The 17,410-nt window shown below is 72.7% G+C and carries 12 protein-coding genes; 8 read left to right on the forward strand and 4 right to left on the reverse strand.

The annotated features are described in order from the left end of the window. Positions 1-23: 23 nt before the first annotated feature. Positions 24-1,703, forward strand: a complete 1,680-nt coding sequence (locus SFY69_01550; protein MDX2130720.1) for a chorismate-binding protein — start codon at positions 24-26, stop codon at positions 1,701-1,703. Here the strand turns inward: SFY69_01550 and SFY69_01555 are convergent. After that, on the reverse strand, positions 1,683-3,470 hold the full coding sequence (locus SFY69_01555; GenBank protein ID MDX2130721.1) for an erythromycin esterase family protein: 1,788 nt from the start codon (positions 3,468-3,470) through the stop codon (positions 1,683-1,685). The genes SFY69_01550 and SFY69_01555 overlap by 21 nt on opposite strands. A 72-nt stretch (positions 3,471-3,542) precedes the next feature. Here SFY69_01555 and SFY69_01560 point away from each other — a divergent pair, with 72 nt between their 5' ends. Both SFY69_01560 and SFY69_01565 read left to right on the forward strand, forming a co-directional pair. Beyond that, positions 3,543-3,914: an ATP-dependent Clp protease adaptor ClpS gene (locus SFY69_01560; GenBank protein MDX2130722.1), complete on the forward strand. Its 372-nt coding sequence runs from the start codon at positions 3,543-3,545 to the stop codon at positions 3,912-3,914. Positions 3,915-4,133: 219 nt separating this feature from the next. Further along, the gene (locus SFY69_01565; GenBank protein MDX2130723.1) at positions 4,134-5,090 is read left to right on the forward strand and encodes an NAD(P)-dependent oxidoreductase; all 957 of its coding nucleotides are present in this window, start codon (positions 4,134-4,136) and stop codon (positions 5,088-5,090) included. Positions 5,091-5,101: 11 nt separating this feature from the next. On the opposite strand, the gene SFY69_01570 is transcribed toward SFY69_01565, so the two are convergent. Further along, positions 5,102-7,951 (reverse strand): Rne/Rng family ribonuclease, encoded by a 2,850-nt coding sequence (locus tag SFY69_01570; protein ID MDX2130724.1) that lies wholly within the window; start codon positions 7,949-7,951, stop codon positions 5,102-5,104. 305 nt (positions 7,952-8,256) lie between these two features. Next, positions 8,257-10,200: a phosphoenolpyruvate--protein phosphotransferase gene (gene ptsP, locus SFY69_01575; GenBank protein ID MDX2130725.1), complete on the reverse strand. Its 1,944-nt coding sequence runs from the start codon at positions 10,198-10,200 to the stop codon at positions 8,257-8,259. Positions 10,201-10,485: 285 nt separating this feature from the next. Between ptsP and SFY69_01580 the strand changes: the two genes are divergently transcribed. Next, the gene (locus SFY69_01580) at positions 10,486-11,721 is read left to right on the forward strand and encodes a transcription termination factor Rho (protein MDX2130726.1); all 1,236 of its coding nucleotides are present in this window, start codon (positions 10,486-10,488) and stop codon (positions 11,719-11,721) included. A 4-nt stretch (positions 11,722-11,725) separates the two neighbouring features. Here the strand turns inward: SFY69_01580 and SFY69_01585 are convergent, their stop codons facing one another. Then, complete coding sequence (locus SFY69_01585) at positions 11,726-11,965, reverse strand: hypothetical protein (protein MDX2130727.1); 240 nt, start codon at positions 11,963-11,965, stop codon at positions 11,726-11,728. A gap of 124 nt (positions 11,966-12,089) precedes the next feature. On the opposite strand from SFY69_01585, the gene bamA reads away from it, so the two are divergent. The 4 genes from bamA to SFY69_01605 all read left to right on the forward strand — a co-directional run bounded on the left by bamA (position 12,090) and on the right by SFY69_01605 (position 17,404). Then, complete coding sequence (gene bamA / locus SFY69_01590; protein ID MDX2130728.1) at positions 12,090-14,606, forward strand: outer membrane protein assembly factor BamA; 2,517 nt, start codon at positions 12,090-12,092, stop codon at positions 14,604-14,606. 62 nt (positions 14,607-14,668) lie between these two features. Beyond that, on the forward strand, positions 14,669-15,337 hold the full coding sequence (locus SFY69_01595; protein MDX2130729.1) for an OmpH family outer membrane protein: 669 nt from the start codon (positions 14,669-14,671) through the stop codon (positions 15,335-15,337). Positions 15,338-15,368: 31 nt separating this feature from the next. Then, complete coding sequence (lpxD, locus tag SFY69_01600; GenBank protein ID MDX2130730.1) at positions 15,369-16,445, forward strand: UDP-3-O-(3-hydroxymyristoyl)glucosamine N-acyltransferase; 1,077 nt, start codon at positions 15,369-15,371, stop codon at positions 16,443-16,445. A 23-nt stretch (positions 16,446-16,468) separates the two neighbouring features. Beyond that, entirely contained in the window at positions 16,469-17,404 is a 936-nt protein-coding gene (locus tag SFY69_01605; GenBank protein MDX2130731.1) for a UDP-3-O-acyl-N-acetylglucosamine deacetylase, read from the forward strand. Positions 17,405-17,410: the final 6 nt, after the last annotated feature.

A 17,410-nucleotide genomic window follows, 5' to 3' on the forward strand; every position in this document is an offset into this window, starting at 1 on the left:
ACCTCTCTTCTACCCTACTCCCCATGCCCACCCCTTCACGCGAGGAGTTCCTCGCGCTTGTCGCGCGTGAACGCGGCCACGCCACCCTCTGCATCCCCATCTGCATCCGCCTGCTCGCCGACCACCTCACGCCGGTGGTCGCGTACCGCCGCCTCGTCTCGCCCGACGACCGCACCGCGCCGTCGTTCCTCCTCGAGTCCGTCGAAGGGGGCGAGCGCCAAGGCCGCTACTCCATCCTCGGCGCCCGCCCGCGCACCACGTTCATCGCGCGCGAGGGCGCCGTCACCATCGAGCAGCACGCGCCCGGCGCGCCACCTGCATCGCCCGGCGCGCAGTCGCCTTCGGGCGCGCAGTCGCCTTCGGCCAGCGAACAGACAACGCCCCCCGACCCCTTCGCGCCGCTGAAGGCCTTCGCCCGCGCCCGGCGCCTCGTGCGCACGCCCGGCGCGCCGTCGTGCTTCCTCGGCGGCCTGGTCGGCTACGCCGCGTACGACAGCGTGCGCTACGCCGAGCCCGACAAGCTCCCCTTCGCCGCCGCCCCGCGCGACGACCGCGCGCTCCCCGACCTCGACTTCGCGTACTACGACGGCGTGGTCGTCTTCGACCACGTGGACAAGCTCGTCTGCGTCGTGCAACTCGCCGAGGTCGCGCCCCACGCCGACCCCGCCGCGGCGTACGACGACGCGCTCGCCCGCCTGCACGACCGCCTCGCCCTGCTCGAGCGTCACAGCGAGCCGCTGCGCTCCGGCGAGATGCCCCCGCCCGACGCCGCCCCGCCCCTCGAGAGCACCATGACCCGCGCGCAGCACGGGGCGATGGTCGCCCGCGCGCTCGAGTACATCCGCGCGGGCGACATCTTCCAGGTCGTGCTGGGTCAGCGCTTCGAGCGCACGAGCACCGCCGACCCGTTCGATGTCTACCGCGCGCTGCGTGCGGTGAACCCCTCGCCCTACATGGTCTACCTCCAGGGGCGCGCGTGCATCCTGGTCGCGAGCAGCCCGGAGATCCTCTGCCGCGTCGCGCTGGAGAACCCGCAATCGCCCGGCCCGGCGCGCCTCATCGTCACGAACCGCCCGCTGGCGGGCACGCGCCGGCGCGGGAACACGCCACAGGCCGACGCCGCCCTCGAGGCCGAACTCCTCGCCGACCCCAAGGAGCGCGCCGAGCACATCATGCTCGTTGATCTCGGGCGCAACGACGTCGGGCGCGTTGCGGAGCCGGGCACCATCGACCTGCCCCGCGTGATGGAGGTCGAACGCTACAGCCACGTCATGCACATCAGCTCGACCGTCACCGGCGTGCTGCGCGACGGGCTCGACTGCTGGGACGCCCTCGCCGCCGCGCTGCCCGTCGGCACCATCAGCGGCGCCCCCAAGGTCCGCGCCATGCAGATCATCGACGAACTCGAGCCCGTCCGGCGCGGGCCCTACGGCGGGGGCCTGGGCTACGTCGGGCTCGACGGGCAGATGGACATCGCCCTGACGCTGCGCACCATCGTCGTCCCGCTGGCCGCCCGCGCGGCGCACGCCCCGAACGCGTGGACCTACCACCTGCAGGCCTCGGGCGGCATCGTCGCGGATTCCGACGCCGACGCCGAATACCAGGAAACCGTCAACAAGGCCGCCGCCCTCGCCCGCGCGCTGCGCGTCGCGGAGCAGGCGTTCGCGCAGTCGCGGGGGCAATCAGGGCTCGACGCCCGGTGATCGCCTCCCCTTCAACTGCACGGCGCTCGACGTCTCGCGCACCCACGCGAGGAGATCGAACGCCTCCGCCGCCGGCAGGTCGCCGAACTGCTGCTCGGTCGCTATCGCACCGACGAACCGGAACGGGCGGCGTTCGCGCAGCCACGCCGTCGCGAACTCCGTCTCGCCGCGCGCGGGCCTGATGTCAAGAATCGCGATCGGCGGGGCGGCGGCGTCGAGCACCGACTCGATCGACCGCTCGGGCGGCGCCTCCAGCGGATTCCCCGCGTGCAGCCCTTCGCCCCGGCGGATCGCCGCGTACGTGCCCCGCGCGGTGCCGAACCCCACGCTCACGTAGTCTTTCCCGTACCACTCGCGCAGGTGCCAGCCCATGTTGGGCTGCATGGCCGAGACGTGCGCGTTGTGGGCCCACAGCACGATCTTTGCGTCGGGATCGCCCTGGAGGATCCACCGCACGTTCTCGGCCATCGCGCGATCCCGTGCCGCGTACCCGTTCGCCTCGGCGTACATCATCGCCCACTGGCGCAGGAGGTTCGCGTTGAACCCGAGCCAGGCGCGTTGCGCGGGCGACATCCCGCGACCGGCGAATCGCTCGTCCGCAAGGCGCAGCGACGCCACGAACCGCGCCGCCGCCGCCAGTGCCTCTTCGGGCGTGACGCCGTCGGGCTCGACCGCGGTGCTCGCCAGCCGCAGGCTCCCCGGCGCGTCGTGGCCGACGCCCGCGTCGAACGCGGTTTCGTACGTGCGCGTCTGACCCGACGAGAAGCCCTCCATCGCGGGCGCGCCGAAGGACAGGTCGAACCCCGGGCCCTTCCACTCCACGCCGTCCAGTTCGATGCGGAGATCATCGATCCACGCGCGCCCCTTGCCCGTCATGATCGCGCCGAAGTTCACGTTCGTCGTATCGGGCGGGTTGTCGAGCGTCAGCGCGAAGCGCTGCCACGCCGTCGTCCCCGTCGGCCCTCGGTCCAGCATGTTGTCGAACGCACCCACCGACCCGTCGGCCTTGTCGGCCCGCCACCACAACCCGACACGTCCCCGCACGTCCTCCGTGCGGATCCACCCGGACAGCGTCACGGACTTTCCCGCGGCCTGCTTCGCGGGAAAGGTCCCGGTCGACACCGCGAACGGCGACACGCCCCCCATGGGCCCCTCACCGATGGCCCGCACCGTGCGCCGGAGCGACTCGAGTTCGCCCGCGAGCGGATCATCCGGGCCCAGCGCGTCGCGCAGGATCTTGAGCGGCAACCCCGGGCTCTGCATGTCGAACCCGGTGAACCGCACGCGCTTCCCCGAGCCGACGGCGCCCTCGCGCTCGTTGAACGCGCGCATCCACCGGACCATCGCCGCGACCTCCTCGGTGTTCCACGTCCAGAACAGCATCCCGCCGACGAGCACCTCCGGATCGCCCTCGCCCTTCGAGACGTACTCGTCCACCGCGAAGCTCTCCGGAGCGCTCGCCTCGATCGAGAACACCGTGAACCCCATCTCGGTTGCGAGATACTCCAACACCCGGTGCTTGAACTGGAACTGCTCGCGCGAGCCGTGCGTGCTCTCTCCCAGCCCCACGATCCGCGCATCGCCGATCATGTCCTTGAGGAACGACAGGTCCGCGAGGTCCGCGCCCGCGTGCACCGTGCGCACCTCGCGCGCGTGCGTACGCACCCACGCCGTTGCGTCGTCCGCGGGCTGCGCGAGCGAGACCACTCCGCCACCCGCAAACGCCGCAATCCCCGTCAGCCAACTCGCCGCCCACGCAGTGCGCATCCCGTGCTCCTTGTCCCGCCGCCGCCCCTGGCCCGGCCCCTGTCCCCTACAGTCTCACCGACAGGAGGATGCATGACAACCTCCGACGAACGCGTCGCCACCCTGCCCCCGCCCAAGGCGGCCCCCAAAGACGCCCCCGACACCAGGCAGCCCCCGCTGTGGAACGTCGTGCTCCTCGACGACGACGATCACACGTACGAGTACGTCATGCGCATGCTGGGCGAACTCTTCGCATTCCCGCTGGAGCGGGCCTTCAAGGCCGCCCAGACCGTCGACGAGCACGGCCGCGTCATCCTCCTCACCACGCACAAGGAGCACGCCGAACTCAAGCGCGACCAGATCCACGCCTACGGCAAGGACCCGCTGCTCGCCCGCTCCGCCGGCTCCATGAGCGCGATCATCGAGGTCGCGCAGGGCGACCCGAACCAGCCGCCGCACCAGTGACCAGTGCTTGCTCAGGACAGCGAGGCAGCGAGACAGCGAGACGGCGAGGCAGGGCGGCAAGAACGCTCCGCGCGCCCGTGTGATCCTCTGACTCTTCTGCGGCCCTGCGGCCCTGTGGCCTGCGGCCCTGCGGCCCTGCGGCCCTGTGGCCTTCCTGCCTTGCCCCGGTCCCCAGTGCCCAGTCCCTGCCGCCTCGCCGCGTGCCAACAATGCCCCCACGTGCCCCCCGACCACGCCCGACCCTTCGTGATCCAGTGCGAGGACCTTGATCCCGCCGCCGGGGCGTGGCTGCGCGAGTCCTGCGACCTCGAGGTCTGCCACTTCTCCGACGCCCGCTTCCCCGCGCTGCTCGCGCGGGCCGACGCCGTCATCGTCCGCACCTACACCCGCGTCGACGGCGCGTTCCTCGACGGGGCCCCGCGCCTGCGCTGCGTCGCGCGGGCGGGCGTGGGTCTTGACCGCATCGACGTCGCCGAATGCCGCCGCCGGGGCGTGCAGGTCGTGCACACGCCCGACGCCAACTCCACCGCCGTCGCCGAGTACGTCTTCGCGCTGCTCGCCGACGTGCTGCGCCCGCGCACGACGCTCGCCGGGCCCGTCCCCACCGATCGCTGGAACGCCCTCCGCCGCGCGCACGAAGCGCCCGCGCAGTTCAACGAGCTCGTCCTGGGCATCCTGGGGCTGGGGCGCATCGGCCGGCGCGTCGCGCGCATCGGCGCGGGCTTCGGCATGGAAGTGCTCTTCCACGACATCGCCCGCGTCCCGGCGCCCAAGCGCCACGGGGCCGTCCCCGTCCCGCGCGACGAACTCCTGCGGCGGGCCGACATCCTCACCATCCACGTCGACGCGCGCCCCGCCAACGCGCGCCTCGTCAACGCCGACTTCCTCGCCTCCGTCCGCCCAACCGCCATCCTGCTCAACACCAGCCGGGGCGTCGTGGTCGACGCCGCCGCGCTCGCCGACTTCCTCCGCACCCACCCGGGCGCCCGCGCGATCATCGACGTGCACGACCCCGAGCCCTTCGGCCCGGACTACCCGCTCCTCGGGCTGCCCAACGCCACCCTGCTCCCGCACCTGGCCGCCTCGACCGCCGCGGCCCACGTCAACATGAGCTGGGTCGTCAAGGACCTCTGGCGCGTGCTGCGCGGCGAGAAGCCCGAACACCCCGCGCCCTGAGCGCCCGACCGCTACTCCGGCTTGGGCCGCTTGTTCAGTTCCGCCGGGCTCAACTTCCGGCGCGTCGCGCCGTACAGCGTTCGCACCTTCGGCGGCCCGCCCGCCTCCGGCGCCGGCTTGCCCGCCGCCGGTGGCTTGGGAGGCGCCGGTGGCTTGGACGATGCCGGGGGTCTGACACTCGGCGGTGCCGGCCGCGGTGCCGACGCCGGGCGCTCCGATCGCCCCGACTCACGCCCGCCGCCCCGGTCCCCTCTCGCCGGCCCGCCGCCCTGCCCGCCCGACGGGCCCTGCCCGCCGGTGGGACCCTGGCCGCCCGCGGGACCCTGGCCGCCCGCGGGACCCTGGCCGGACCCGTCGCCCTGACCACGGCCGCGCCCTCGGCGCCGACGCCGCCGCCGACGACGAACGCCCCCTTCGCCCGGTTCCCCCGCCTCGCCCGGCGCGCCCGGTTCGCCCAGCGGCGGGCCATCCGACCGTGCCTCGTCCTCGTCCGCGTCGTCCGCGGCGTGCGGCGGGCCCTCGTCTTCCGCGTCGGGCGCACCAGCATCCTCGCCACGATCACCCGCGCCCGCGCTCTCGCGAGCAATCACCGGCCCCGCGCCGTCCGGCGGCACCGCGTCGTCGCGCACGTCCTCGTCGGGCCCTTCGGGCTGCTCGCCCGCGCCCGTCGCGAGCGGGCGTGCGGGCAGTTCCGCGTCATCGCCCCACTCCCCGCCCGTCGCGGCCGAGAGATCGGCCCGCACCGGGCGATCCCCGCGATCCGGGCGATCCGGGCGATCGGGCTGATCGCGCCGCACATCGCCCTCCATCCCGCCGCCACCGCCGCCGCCCCGGCCGCGCCGGCGACGCCGGCGCCGACGCCGCCCGCCTTCTCCTTCTGCACGCGCCTCGCCGGGCGTCATCGCCTGGTCGCCGCCGCGCTGCTCGCCGGGCGCATCGGCCCCGTCGCCCGCGTCGTCACGCGCGTCCCGTGGCGGCATCGCCGGCGGACGCGGCGCCCGCCCGTCGGTCGCGCCCTCCGCGGCTCGATCCGGCCCGCGCTCTCCACCACGATCTCCACCGCGCCCGCCCCGCCGACGACGACGCCGACGACGGCGTCCACCGCCCTCTTCGCCCGACGCACCCTCGTCCTCGCCCGCCGGGGCCGCGTCCTCGGGAAGATCGAACTCGATCGGGTGCCCGTCCTCGCCCGTGTCGCCCTCGATGTCGGGCTCGGGCTCGGGGGGCGCGACAGACTCTTCGTCCGTCAGCGCCCAGTCCGCCGCGGGCGTCGGGTCGACCCATTCGCGCAGGTCCCTGGGCCGGCGCGGCTGGGGCAGGTTGCCCAGGTCGATGTCCGCGCCCTGCGCGTCGTACGCGTAGAACGTCACGCGATCGACCGCCGTCGCCTCGCTCACGCGCACGTCCACGTGCTTCCCGTGCGCCCGCTCGACGCGCCCCAGCAGCGCCCGCTTCGTCGAGAGCAGCTCCCCCGCCACGCGCGGCGCCACGACCATCTCCACCTTGTGCACCCGCGGCACGTCGAGCACCGCCGACAGCTCGCGCAGCGCGTCCGACGCCACCGAGTCGGGCTTCTGCAGCATCCCGCGTCCGCGGCACGTCGGGCAGTCCGTGAAGTGCACGCTCTCGTGGCTCGGTCGCATCCGCTGACGCGTCATCTCCAGGATCCCGAACTCCGAGATGCTCGTGATCGTCGACTTCGCCCGGTCGCGCTTCAGCCGCTCCTTGAACCGGTTCTCGATCTCCTTGCGATGACGCGACTCACGCATGTCGATCAGGTCGTTGATCACGATCCCGCCCATGTCGCGCAGACGCAGCTGGCGGCAGATCTCGTCCACCGCCTCCAGGTTCGTCTGGAACGCGTTGTCCTCGCTGTTGCGGCTCTCGCGGCTCTTCCCGCTGTTCACGTCGATCGCCACCAGCGCCTCGGTCTGGTCGATCACCAGCCGCCCCCCGCTCGGCAATGGCACCTCGCGCGCATGGATCAGCGAGATCTGCTGCTCGATCCCGAACGAGTGGAACAGGGGCGTGGGCCCCGGCGCGTGCAGCAGCTTCGTCGTCCCGCGCGGCGCCACGATCTTCATGAACCGCCCCGCCCGACGAAGCGCCGACTCGTGATCGACCACCACTTCCTTGATGTCCGTCGTCAGCAGGTCGCGCAGCGCCCGCACCAGCAGGTCGCTCTCGCTGTACAGCAGCCGCGGCTTGCCCCGCGGGCCCGCCTTCTCCCGCTTCTCCATGTCCTTCCACAGCCGCTGCAGGTACGCCAGGTCGCGCTTGAGCTCCGCCTTCGTCCGGTCCATCCCCGCCGTTCGCAGGATGAACCCGAACCCCTCGGGCAGCTCCAGCTGGTCCAGGATCTCGCGCATCGCGCGGCGCTGGTCCTCGTCCTCCACCTTGCGCGACACCCCCACCTTGTCCATCCCGGGCATCATCACCAGGAACCGCCCGGGGATCGACAGGTAGCTCGTGACCGCCGGGCCCTTCGTGCCCACGCCCTCCTTCAGCACCTGCACGATCACCTCGTCGCCCCGGCGCAGCGCCGCCTGGATCGGAGGCCGCTCGCGCCGGGGCGTCTTGAACCCCACGCGCTCGGTCGTCTCGTCGTCCTCGCCCGGGAAGTAGCGCGGGTGCAGGTCCGTGACGTGCAAAAACCCGTTCTCGCCCACCCCGAAATCAACGAACGCCGCCTGGATCGACGGCTCCACGTTCACCACCACGCCCGCGTAGATGTTCCCCACCCGCGAGGCCTGCGCGAACCGCTCGACGTGCAGTTCCTCGAGCTTGTCGTCCTCCACGATGGCGACGCGGCATTCCTCGCCCGGGACATAGTTGATCAGCATCTTCGTCGTGTCGGGCATCACGCCCCCCGCTTTCTGCGCCCCCCCGGGCGCGTGCACGCCCGGCGCGGGCGCTCCGGCGCGCACGACGAAGATTCCATCGGCCGAAGCAGCGCTCGAACGGCCCCGGACGCCGGCGCCCGGTCCCGGGAGCGGCCCGCGCCGGGAAACCTGTCCCCCCGCGCACCGCCCGCCCCCGTCGGATGCGGGCGCGCCTCCGAGGCGCGACGCGCACATCCATCAAAGCCGCCGGCGAAGACACGCCGGAATCGAGTCTGTCCGGCCCGGCGCCCGTCGCGCGAGCCGCTGGTCTGTTCTCCCAAAGCCTACTCGACGGACCTTCCGTCGAACGCCTCGGGAACGAATGTCCGGGCCCGATCACGCAGCAGCCGCGCGACCTGGTCCGCTGAATCGAGCGCGAGGGCCTGCCGGGCCGCGCGTTCGCACTGCTGCACACTGACCGACCGGATGAACCGCTTGAGCGACGGGATCGATGAGCTGCTGACCGACAGGGTACGCAGCCCCAGCCCGACCAGCAACATCGCGTACTCCAGGTCGCCGGCCGTCTCCCCGCAGCACGACACGGGCACCTTGTGCCGGCGCGCCGTCCGCGACACGTCCCGGATCAGGCGCAGCACCGCCGGGTGCGTCGGGGTGTACAGGTGCGCCACGCGCTCGTTGATCCGGTCCACCGCCAGCGTGTACTGCACGAGGTCGTTCGTTCCGATCGAGAAAAAGTCCGCCTCGCGCGCGAACGAGTCCGCCTGGATCGCCGCGCTGGGCACCTCCACCATCATCCCGAGCTTGATCCCCGCGTCGAAGGCGATGTTCTCCTCCGTCAGGTCCTCCATCACCTCGTGCACGAGGAACTTCGCCTGGCGCAGCTCCGCGATCGTCGAGATCAGCGGGAACATCACTTGCAGCGGGCCCAGCGCGCTCGCCCGCAGGATCGCGCGCAGCTGGCGCTTGAACATCCCCGGGTTCTTGAGGCAGTACCGGATGCTCCGGTTGCCCAAAAACGGGTTGCGCTCGGGGATCTCCTCCATCGCCTGCGTGTACTTGTCCGCCCCCAGGTCCACCGTGCGGATCGTCAGGCTCCGCCCCGCGCACAGCTCCACGCAGCGCGCGTACGCCGCGAAGTGCTCCTCCTCCGTCGGCTCGCGCGAGCGCGTGAGGAACAGGTACTCCGTCCGGTACAGCCCGATCCCGGCGCCCCCGTGCTGCAGCACCTTCTGCGCCTCGTCGGGGAGCTCGATGTTCCCCAGGATCTCCACCGCCGTCCCGTCCGTGGTGACGCTGGGCAGGTCGGAAAGCACCGCCAGCGACACCCGGAACAGCGCCCGCTGCTCCATCAGCCGCCCGTACTTCTCCAGCGTCGACGCGTCCGGGTTCAGGATCACCAGCCCCTCGTCCCCGTCGAGCACGATCTGCATCCCGTCCGCCGCCGCACGAAGCAGCGTCTTGCACCCCACCACCGCGGGGATCTCCAGCGCCTTGGCGATGATCGCCGTGTGGCTTGTCATCCCCCCCAGGTCCGTCGCGAACCCCACCACCCGCGAGCGATCGAACGACGCCGTCTGCGAGGGCGTCAGGTCGCGCGCCACGATCACCGTGCGCTCGTCGGCCTCCAGCAGCGGGCGCGCCCGGTCCCCCGCCAGGTGCCGCTGCAGCCGCAGAGAGAGGTCGTCGATGTCGTTCACCTTCGTCGCGAACACGCTGTCGCCCGCCGCCCGGAACCGGTCCGCCAAGCCCGCCAGCAGGTTCGCCGCGGCGTAGTCCGCCGTCACCAGTTCCCGCTCGATCATCCGGCGGATCGGCCCCACCAGCGACGGGTCCGACAGCATCCCCACGTGGAACAGGAAGATCGACGCCGCTTCCTTGCCCATCTCGCGCTCGGCCCGCGCGTGCACCCCGCGGATCTCCGCGATCGACGCCGCCACCGCCGCGTCGAACCGCGCCACCTCCGCCGGCGCACTCGCCGGCAGGATCGCCCGGCGCGTCACCCGGCGCACGTCGTCGTCGATCACCAGGACCTTGCCGATCACGATCCCCGGCGACACCGGCAACGCCTTGAAGACGATGGTCGGCGACGCCGCCCCCGCGGGCCCGTGCCCCGCCCCGCTCGCCGCCGATGCGCCCGGCTCCCCTGCCCCTGCGCCCGGGGCCGCCCCGCCCGGGGCCGCTCCGCCCGCCGCGTCGGGGCCGGGCGTTCGCGCAGCGGCCCCCTCGCTCGCGGACGACGATGGGGTTGGCGGCGTGGGCGACGGCACGGACCCCCAGTGTAGTAACGACGCCGCCCCCGCTCGCCGGAGCACGCGGCCGACGTTCCCTCGTCCGCCCGTGGTATGATCCCCCCGCAGGCCGACCTCAAGTCTCCCGGGCCTGACGACCACATCCGCGCGCCTGTCCGCCGTGCGCTCCGCGTGCCGCCCTGCACGGCGCCGTCCTCACGGTCCGCGCCCCGATCGGGGTCGAGAGTTTTGAACGCCCGAGACCAGCGCCCCGGTGCCGCTCGGGCCGTACTTCCGCTGAACGCAGTCTCTCCAGGAGTTGGCGTGAACACCCAAGGCGAGTTCGGAAACGCGGGCGGAGGCGGGCAGGGACGCCGGCGCCGGCGCAGGCGTCGAGGCCGGGGTGGCGGCGCCGCCGGGCAGGCCCCGCCCCACACCCCCCACAACTCCAACACCCCCCCCGCTCCCCAGCCGCGCGACCATCAGCCGCCCCCGCCGCGCCAGGGGCCTGGCCCGCTGGATGTCGACGGCAACCCCCTCAGCATCCGCCCGGGCGCCAAACGCTTCGAAGACCTCACCAGCATCGACCCCCAGCCCCGCTACACCCTCGAGTACCCCGGCTGCCCCGCCTCCTGCCGCCTCATCGACCTGTTCTGCCCCATCGGACGCGGCCAGCGCGGGCTCATCGTCTCGCCCCCCAAGGCCGGCAAGACCACGCTCCTCAAGGACATCGCCACCGCCATCCTGCGCAACCACCCCGACACCGAGGTCGTCGTGCTCCTGGTCGACGAGCGCCCGGAAGAAGTCACCGACTTCCGCCGCACCTTCGTCAGCCCCGAGACCGAACGCCTGGCGCGCGAGGTCATGGCCCGGGGCGAGGCCGCCTTCCGTGAAGCCGCCCCGCCCGACGCCGACCCCCACGCCGACCCCCTCGGCGGCTCCGACGCCACCCCCGCCCCGCCCGCCCGCCCCCGCGTCCGCGTCATCGCCAGCAGCAACGACCACCCGGTCGAACGCCACATCGAGATCTCGATCTCCACGCTCGAGCGCTGCCGGCGCATGGTCGAGGCCGGGCGCCACGTCGTCATCCTGCTCGACTCGCTCACCCGCCTGGGGCGCGCCTTCAACCAGAGCCGCCGGCACGCCAGCAGCGGGCGCACCATGACCGGCGGGCTCGACAGCCGCGCCCTCGAGGTGCCCCGCCAGATCTTCGGCGCCGCGCGCAACACCGAAGAGGCCGGCAGCCTCACCATCATCGCCAGTTGCCTGGTCGACACCGGCTCCGCCGCCGATCAGGTCATCTTCGAGGAGTTCAAGGGCTCGGGCAACATGGAGCTCATCCTCGACCGCAAAATCGCCGAGCGACGACTCTTCCCCGCCATCAACCTTGCCGAGAGCGGCACGCGCAAAGAAGACAAGCTCCTCACCGAGCAGGAACTCAAGACCATGACCGCCCTGCGCCGGCGGTTGCTCGCCATGCACCCGCCCCAGCAGGTCGAGCAGCTCCTCGCCGCCTTGCAGCGGTTCCCCACCAACGCCGCCCTCGTCGGCAGCGGGTAAGGCCCTACTTCACGCCCCGCGGCCTGTGCCCGGGCGCCGCCGCCGCCAGCAGCCCCGCCCCCACCGCCGCCAGGAAGATCCCGCCCCCGAAGGCGGCGAACGCGCCGTTGCGCGCTTTTTCTTCCTCGATGCCGAACGACACGATGACGTGCAGGATCTGCTGCCCCACGAGCACCACGCCGATGCCCGCGACGAGCAGCATCGCCCCCAGGCCCAGCATGATCCGTCGCAGCACGTAGCGCACGCGCCCTCCTCGCGCCCCGGCCCCTCGCCGGGCGGGGCGAGTTGAGTCTAACCCCGCCCCGGTGCCCGCGTTGAACCCGGCCCGGTTTGTCCCGAGGGCCCGGGGGCGGTATCGTCCGCTCCCTGTGACCGTTCCACCCCGGCCCCCTCATCCCGTCCCGCGCGGCACGCCGCACCCGTCGTGGCTCGCCCGCCGGGCACGGCCCCTCGCGCTCGCCGCGGGGCTGCTGGTTTCGCTCTCGCCGGCGCTCGGGCAACCTGAATCAACCCCGCCGCAGCCCCCGCCGCCGGCCCCCGGGGCGGCGGACCTCGAGCCCTTCCAGGGCCGCCCGGTGCGGCGCATCGTCTTCCGCGTGCCCGCGCCAACACCCCAAGGGGCACCGCAGGGGGCGCCCGAGAGCCTGTCGCCGTCGGACGAAGCCCTGGCGCGCAACCAGCTCCGCCAGATCGAGGGCGCCCCGTTCGACCCGCGCGTGGTCAGCCAGGACATCTCGCGCCTCAACCGCCTCGGGCGATTCCGGCGCGTCGAGGCGCGCGTGCAGCAGCTCGCCGACGGCTCGGTCGAACTCGCCTACGACGTCACCCTCCAGCCCCTCATCACCGCCGTCCAGACCATCGGCAACCGCGTCTTCGACGACGACGAACTGGTCAAGGACCTCGCCCTCGAGGGCACGCCCGTGGACCCCACGCAGCTCGAGCGCGCCTGCCGGCGCATCGAGGCGCAGTACCGCGCGCGGGGCTACTACAACGCGCTGGCCACCATCGACCAGGCCGAACTGGACGAGAGCGGCATCGTCGTCTTCCGCATCCGCGAGGGCGAGCGCATCCTCGTCACCAGCGTGCGCTTCGAGGGCGTCACCGCCTTCACGCCCCGCCAGCTCCAGTCCGCCATCAAGACGCGCGAGGCCTGGCTCATCGACCGCCTGCGCGAGCGCGCGAGCGTCGACACCGACGTGCTCGACGCCGACGTGGGCGCGCTCATCGCCTACTACCGCGATCGCGGGTACCTCGACGTCCGCGCCGACCGCGTCGTCACGCCCTCCGCCGACGGGCGCGAGGCGCTCGTCACCTTCGTCATCGACGAGGGCCAGCAGTACAACGTCCGGGCCGTGCTGCTCCGCTCGGCCCCGGGCGAGACGCCCGTCTTCGAGCCCGAGCAGATCGCGGCCCTCATCCCCCTCAAGGCGGGCGACGTCTACAGCGACTCGCAGCGCAGCCGCTCGCTGCAGGCCATCGGGCGCGCGTACCACGCGCTGGGCTACGCCGACGCCCGCGTGGGCGCCGAGATCCTCCGCGAGCCCGGTCGCCCGCTGGTGGACATCCGCTTCGTCATCACCCAGGGCCCGCCGCTGCGGGTCGGCCTGGTCGAGGTCCGGGGCAACGCCGCCACCCGCAGCGACGTCATCCGCGAGCAGATCACCATCCGCCCGGGCGACGCGCTCGACCCCGTCGAGATCGACGAGAGCCGCAAACGCCTCGAGCGCCTCCGCCTCTTCGAGACCAACTCGGTCCGCACCGCCATCCAGCCCGGCGCGGGCGAGGACCCCGGCGCCCGCGACGTGCTCTTCGAGGTGCAGGAGACCAACACCCGCTCCTTCAACTTCGGCGCGGGCGTCAGCTCCGACGCCTCCATCACCGGCACCATCTCCCTCACCCAGACCAACTTCGACATCACCGACATCCCCACCTCCTGGAACGAGGTCTGGTCCGGCGAGGCGTTCTACGGCGGGGGCCAGACCTTCAAGATCGAGGCCCTCCCGGGCGATCGCGTCCGCGCCTTCTCCATCTCCCTCACCGACCCCTCCGCCTTCGGCTCCGACTACTCCACCAGTTCCTCCGTCTACTTCCGCGATCGCCTCTACTCCGCCTACACCGAGCAGCGCGTCGGCGCCCGCTTCTCCATCGGGCGGCGGTTCGGCTCGCGCTGGCAGGTCAACTTTCCGTTCGTCATCGAAACCGTCGACCTCCGCGAGATCGACAGCGACGCTCCCACCGAGTACTTCGAGCTCGAAGAGGGCAGCACCCTCGCCAGCGTCGGCGTCCGCCTCTCGCGCACCAGCGTCGACAACGTCGCCTTCCCCTCCGTCGGCAGCAACGCCGAGGTCGGCCTCTACCAGTACGTCGGCGAAGAAGCCTTCACCCGCACCGCCGCCGAGTACTCCCGCTTCTTCAAGCTCGAAGAAGACGCCCTCAACCGCAAGACCGTGCTCCAGCTCACCGCCCGCGCCGGCTACATCCTCCAGGACCAGGAAGACGTCCCCTTCTACGAACGCCTCTACCTCGGCGGGCAGTCCTTCCGCGGGTTCGGCTTCCGGGGCGTCGCCCCCGTGGGCATCCGCAACGACAACGGCGAGCCCTCCGACGAGACCGTCGGCGGCGTCTTCTCCTTCTTCGCCGGCGCCGAGATCCGCCGCCCCCTCCTCACCGACCTCGTCTCGGGCGTGCTCTTCATCGACACCGGCACCGTCGACGAAGACCTCTCGTTCGACAAGTACCGCGTCTCGGTCGGCTTCGGCATCCGCATCTACGTCGAGCAGCTCAGCAGCGCCCCGCTCGCGTTCGACTTCGGGTTCCCCATCCTCAAACAGGACACCGACGACACGCGCATCCTCACGTTCACCTTCGATCTCCCGTTCGATTAAGCCCCGTACCCTTCCCTCGCACCGCGGGGCCCCGCCCCCCGCCGCCTGGAGACACATCCCCGATGCACCGCTCCGCCGCTCAGGACCTCGGGCTCTCCGCGTTCGCCGTCGCCGCCGCCCTCGCCGTGCTCGTGGGCGCCGCGTTCTCGGGCAACGCCTCCCCGTCGCGCCCCGTCGCCCCGCGTCCCACGACGGTCGCCGTCGTCGACCTGACGGCGGTCATGGAGCAGCTCGCCGAGTTCAAGGACCGCAACACCGAGTTCGGGCGGCGGGGCGACATCATCCGCGCCGAGCTGCAGGCCCTGGACGACAAGATCACCCAGGCGCAGAACGAACTCAAGAACACCATCGACAAGTCCGACACCAAGCGCCAGATCGACAAGCTGCGCGAGATCGAAGAGAACCGCATCATCCTGAAGGCCCGTCAGGAGGCCCACAAGGCCGTCGTCGAGCTCGAACAGGGCGAGTTCGTCCACAGCCTCTACGCCAAGTCGATCGAGGCCGTGAAGGCCCTCGCCGAGAAGGAAGGCATCGACCTCGTCATCGCCGACGACCGCGCGATCATGACCCGCCCCGAGGCGCCCATCGGCGAGAACCGCCGACGCATGGACGCCCGCGGCATCATCTTCGCGGCGCCCCACCTCAGCCTCACCGACCGCCTCGTCACCATCATGAACAACGACTACTCCGCCGGACGCGCGACCCCGGCGCCCGCGCAGGGTCGCCCCTAGCACCCCGCCCGCCGGCACCCGGAGCGACCCCGTGACCACCGCCCCCCCGCGCCCGGACACCCCGGCCCACACGTCGCCCCGCATCACCTCGGGCGAACTCGCCGCCACCCTCGGCGCGTCGCTGCTCGGCCCCGCCGACGTCACCCTCACCCGCATGGATTCCCTCGACCACGCCGCCCCGGGCGCGCTGGTCTTCATCCGCAACCACCGCTTCGCTCGCCGATGGCCCGCCTCCCAGGCCTCCGCCGCCCTCATCTCGCGCTCCATCGCGCTCGCCGACCTCATCCCGGACTTTGACCCCGCCAACCCCGCCTCGCCCCGCCCGCTGCTCATCGTCCCCGACGCCGACATGGCCGCGATCCGCGCCGCCGCCTTCTTCACCCCGCCCGCGCCCCCCGCGCCGCCGGGCATCCACCCCGGCGCGCACGTCGACCCCGCCGCCAGCGTGCACCCCACCGCCAGCATCGGCCCGGGCTGCATCCTCCGCGCCGGCTGCGTCGTCGGCGAGCGGGCCGTGCTCGTCGCGGGCGTGGTCCTCGGCCTCGACGCCCGCGTCGGCGCCGACACCGTCCTGCACCCCCACGTCTGCGTCCTCGACCGCTGCGTCGTCGGCGAACGCTGCATCCTCCACGCCGGCGTCATCATCGGCGCGGACGGCTTCGGCTACCGCCCCTCCGCCCAGGGCCTTGTCAAGGTCCCGCAGATCGGCAACGTCATCCTCGAGAACGACATCGAGATCGGCGCCAACTCCTGCGTCGACCGCGCCACCTTCGGCTCCACCTTCGTCGGCTCGGGCACCAAGATCGACAACCTCGTCCAGATCGGGCACAACTGCCGCATCGGACGCTCCTGCGTCATCTGCGGGCACGTCGCCCTCGCCGGCAGCGTCGTCCTGGGCGACGCCGTCATGCTCGGCGGCAAGGTCGGCGTCGCCGACGGCGTCGAGATCGGCGATCGCGCCAAGGTCGCCGCCTACGCCGGCGTCGCCACCGATCTCGCGCCCAACGGCAGCTACATGGGCGCCCCCGCCGGGCCCGCCAGCGAATGGCGACGCACCTTGGTCGCCCTCCGCCGCTTCAGCAAGCGCACGGGCGACACCGACCGCTAGCCGCGGCGTTCCGCACCCCCGCCATGCACGCCCCGCGCACCGTGCTCCGTCAACCCACCGATCCTGTCCGGGGCGTCGGGCTCTTCAGCGCGCGCCCCGCCTCGCTCTCCTTCCTCCCGGGCGACGCCCGCGGGCGCATCACGCTCCGCCGCATCGACGCCGGCCACACTGCGAGCACCGCCCCCGCGCACATCGCCGCGCTGCACACCAACGCCGCATGGGCCGCCCTGCCGCCCGCCTTCCCCATCCGCAACACCACCCTCGCCGCGTCTCACGCCGACACGCCCGCCCAAAGGGCCGCCGACGCCTCGGCGCACATCTTCGCGACCGTCGAGCACGTCCTCTCCGCCCTCGCGGGGCTGGGCGTCTGGGACGCGTTCATTCACCTCCACGACGCGTGCGAAGTTCCCATCCTCGACGGCTCGGCGCTTCCATTCGTCGAGGCCCTCCGCCCGCACCTGGTGCGCCCGGCTCATGACCCCGGCGCATCCGCCGAGCCCACGCCGCTCTCGCTCCGCGCGCCCGTCGAGGTCCGCGCGGGCGATGCCTCCATCCGCGCCGAACCCGCACCGGAGATCGACTACACCTACGCGCTGGACTACGGCCCGGCCTCGCCGCTCCCGCCGCAGCAGGCCCGCTGGACGGGCGACCCCGACGACTACGCCGCGAACATCGCCCCCGCGCGCACGTTCTCGCTGCGCGCCGAGGCCCACGCCGCCCGGGCCGCCGGGCTCTTCGCGCACCTCTCCCCGCGCGACATGCTCGTCGTCGGCGACGACGGCGCGCCCATCGACAACGCGTGGCGAATGCCCCACGAGCCGGCGCGCCACAAACTCCTCGACCTCATCGGCGACCTCGCGCTGCTCGGGGCTCCCCTGCACGCGCGCGTCGTCGCGCACAGGAGCGGGCACGCCCTGACGCACGAGTTCTGCCGCGCCGTGCTCGCCGCCGCCCGCTGACGCCCG

It is taken from the genome of Planctomycetota bacterium, from assembly GCA_033763975.1.
GTDB lineage: Bacteria > Planctomycetota > Phycisphaerae > Phycisphaerales > UBA1924 > RI-211.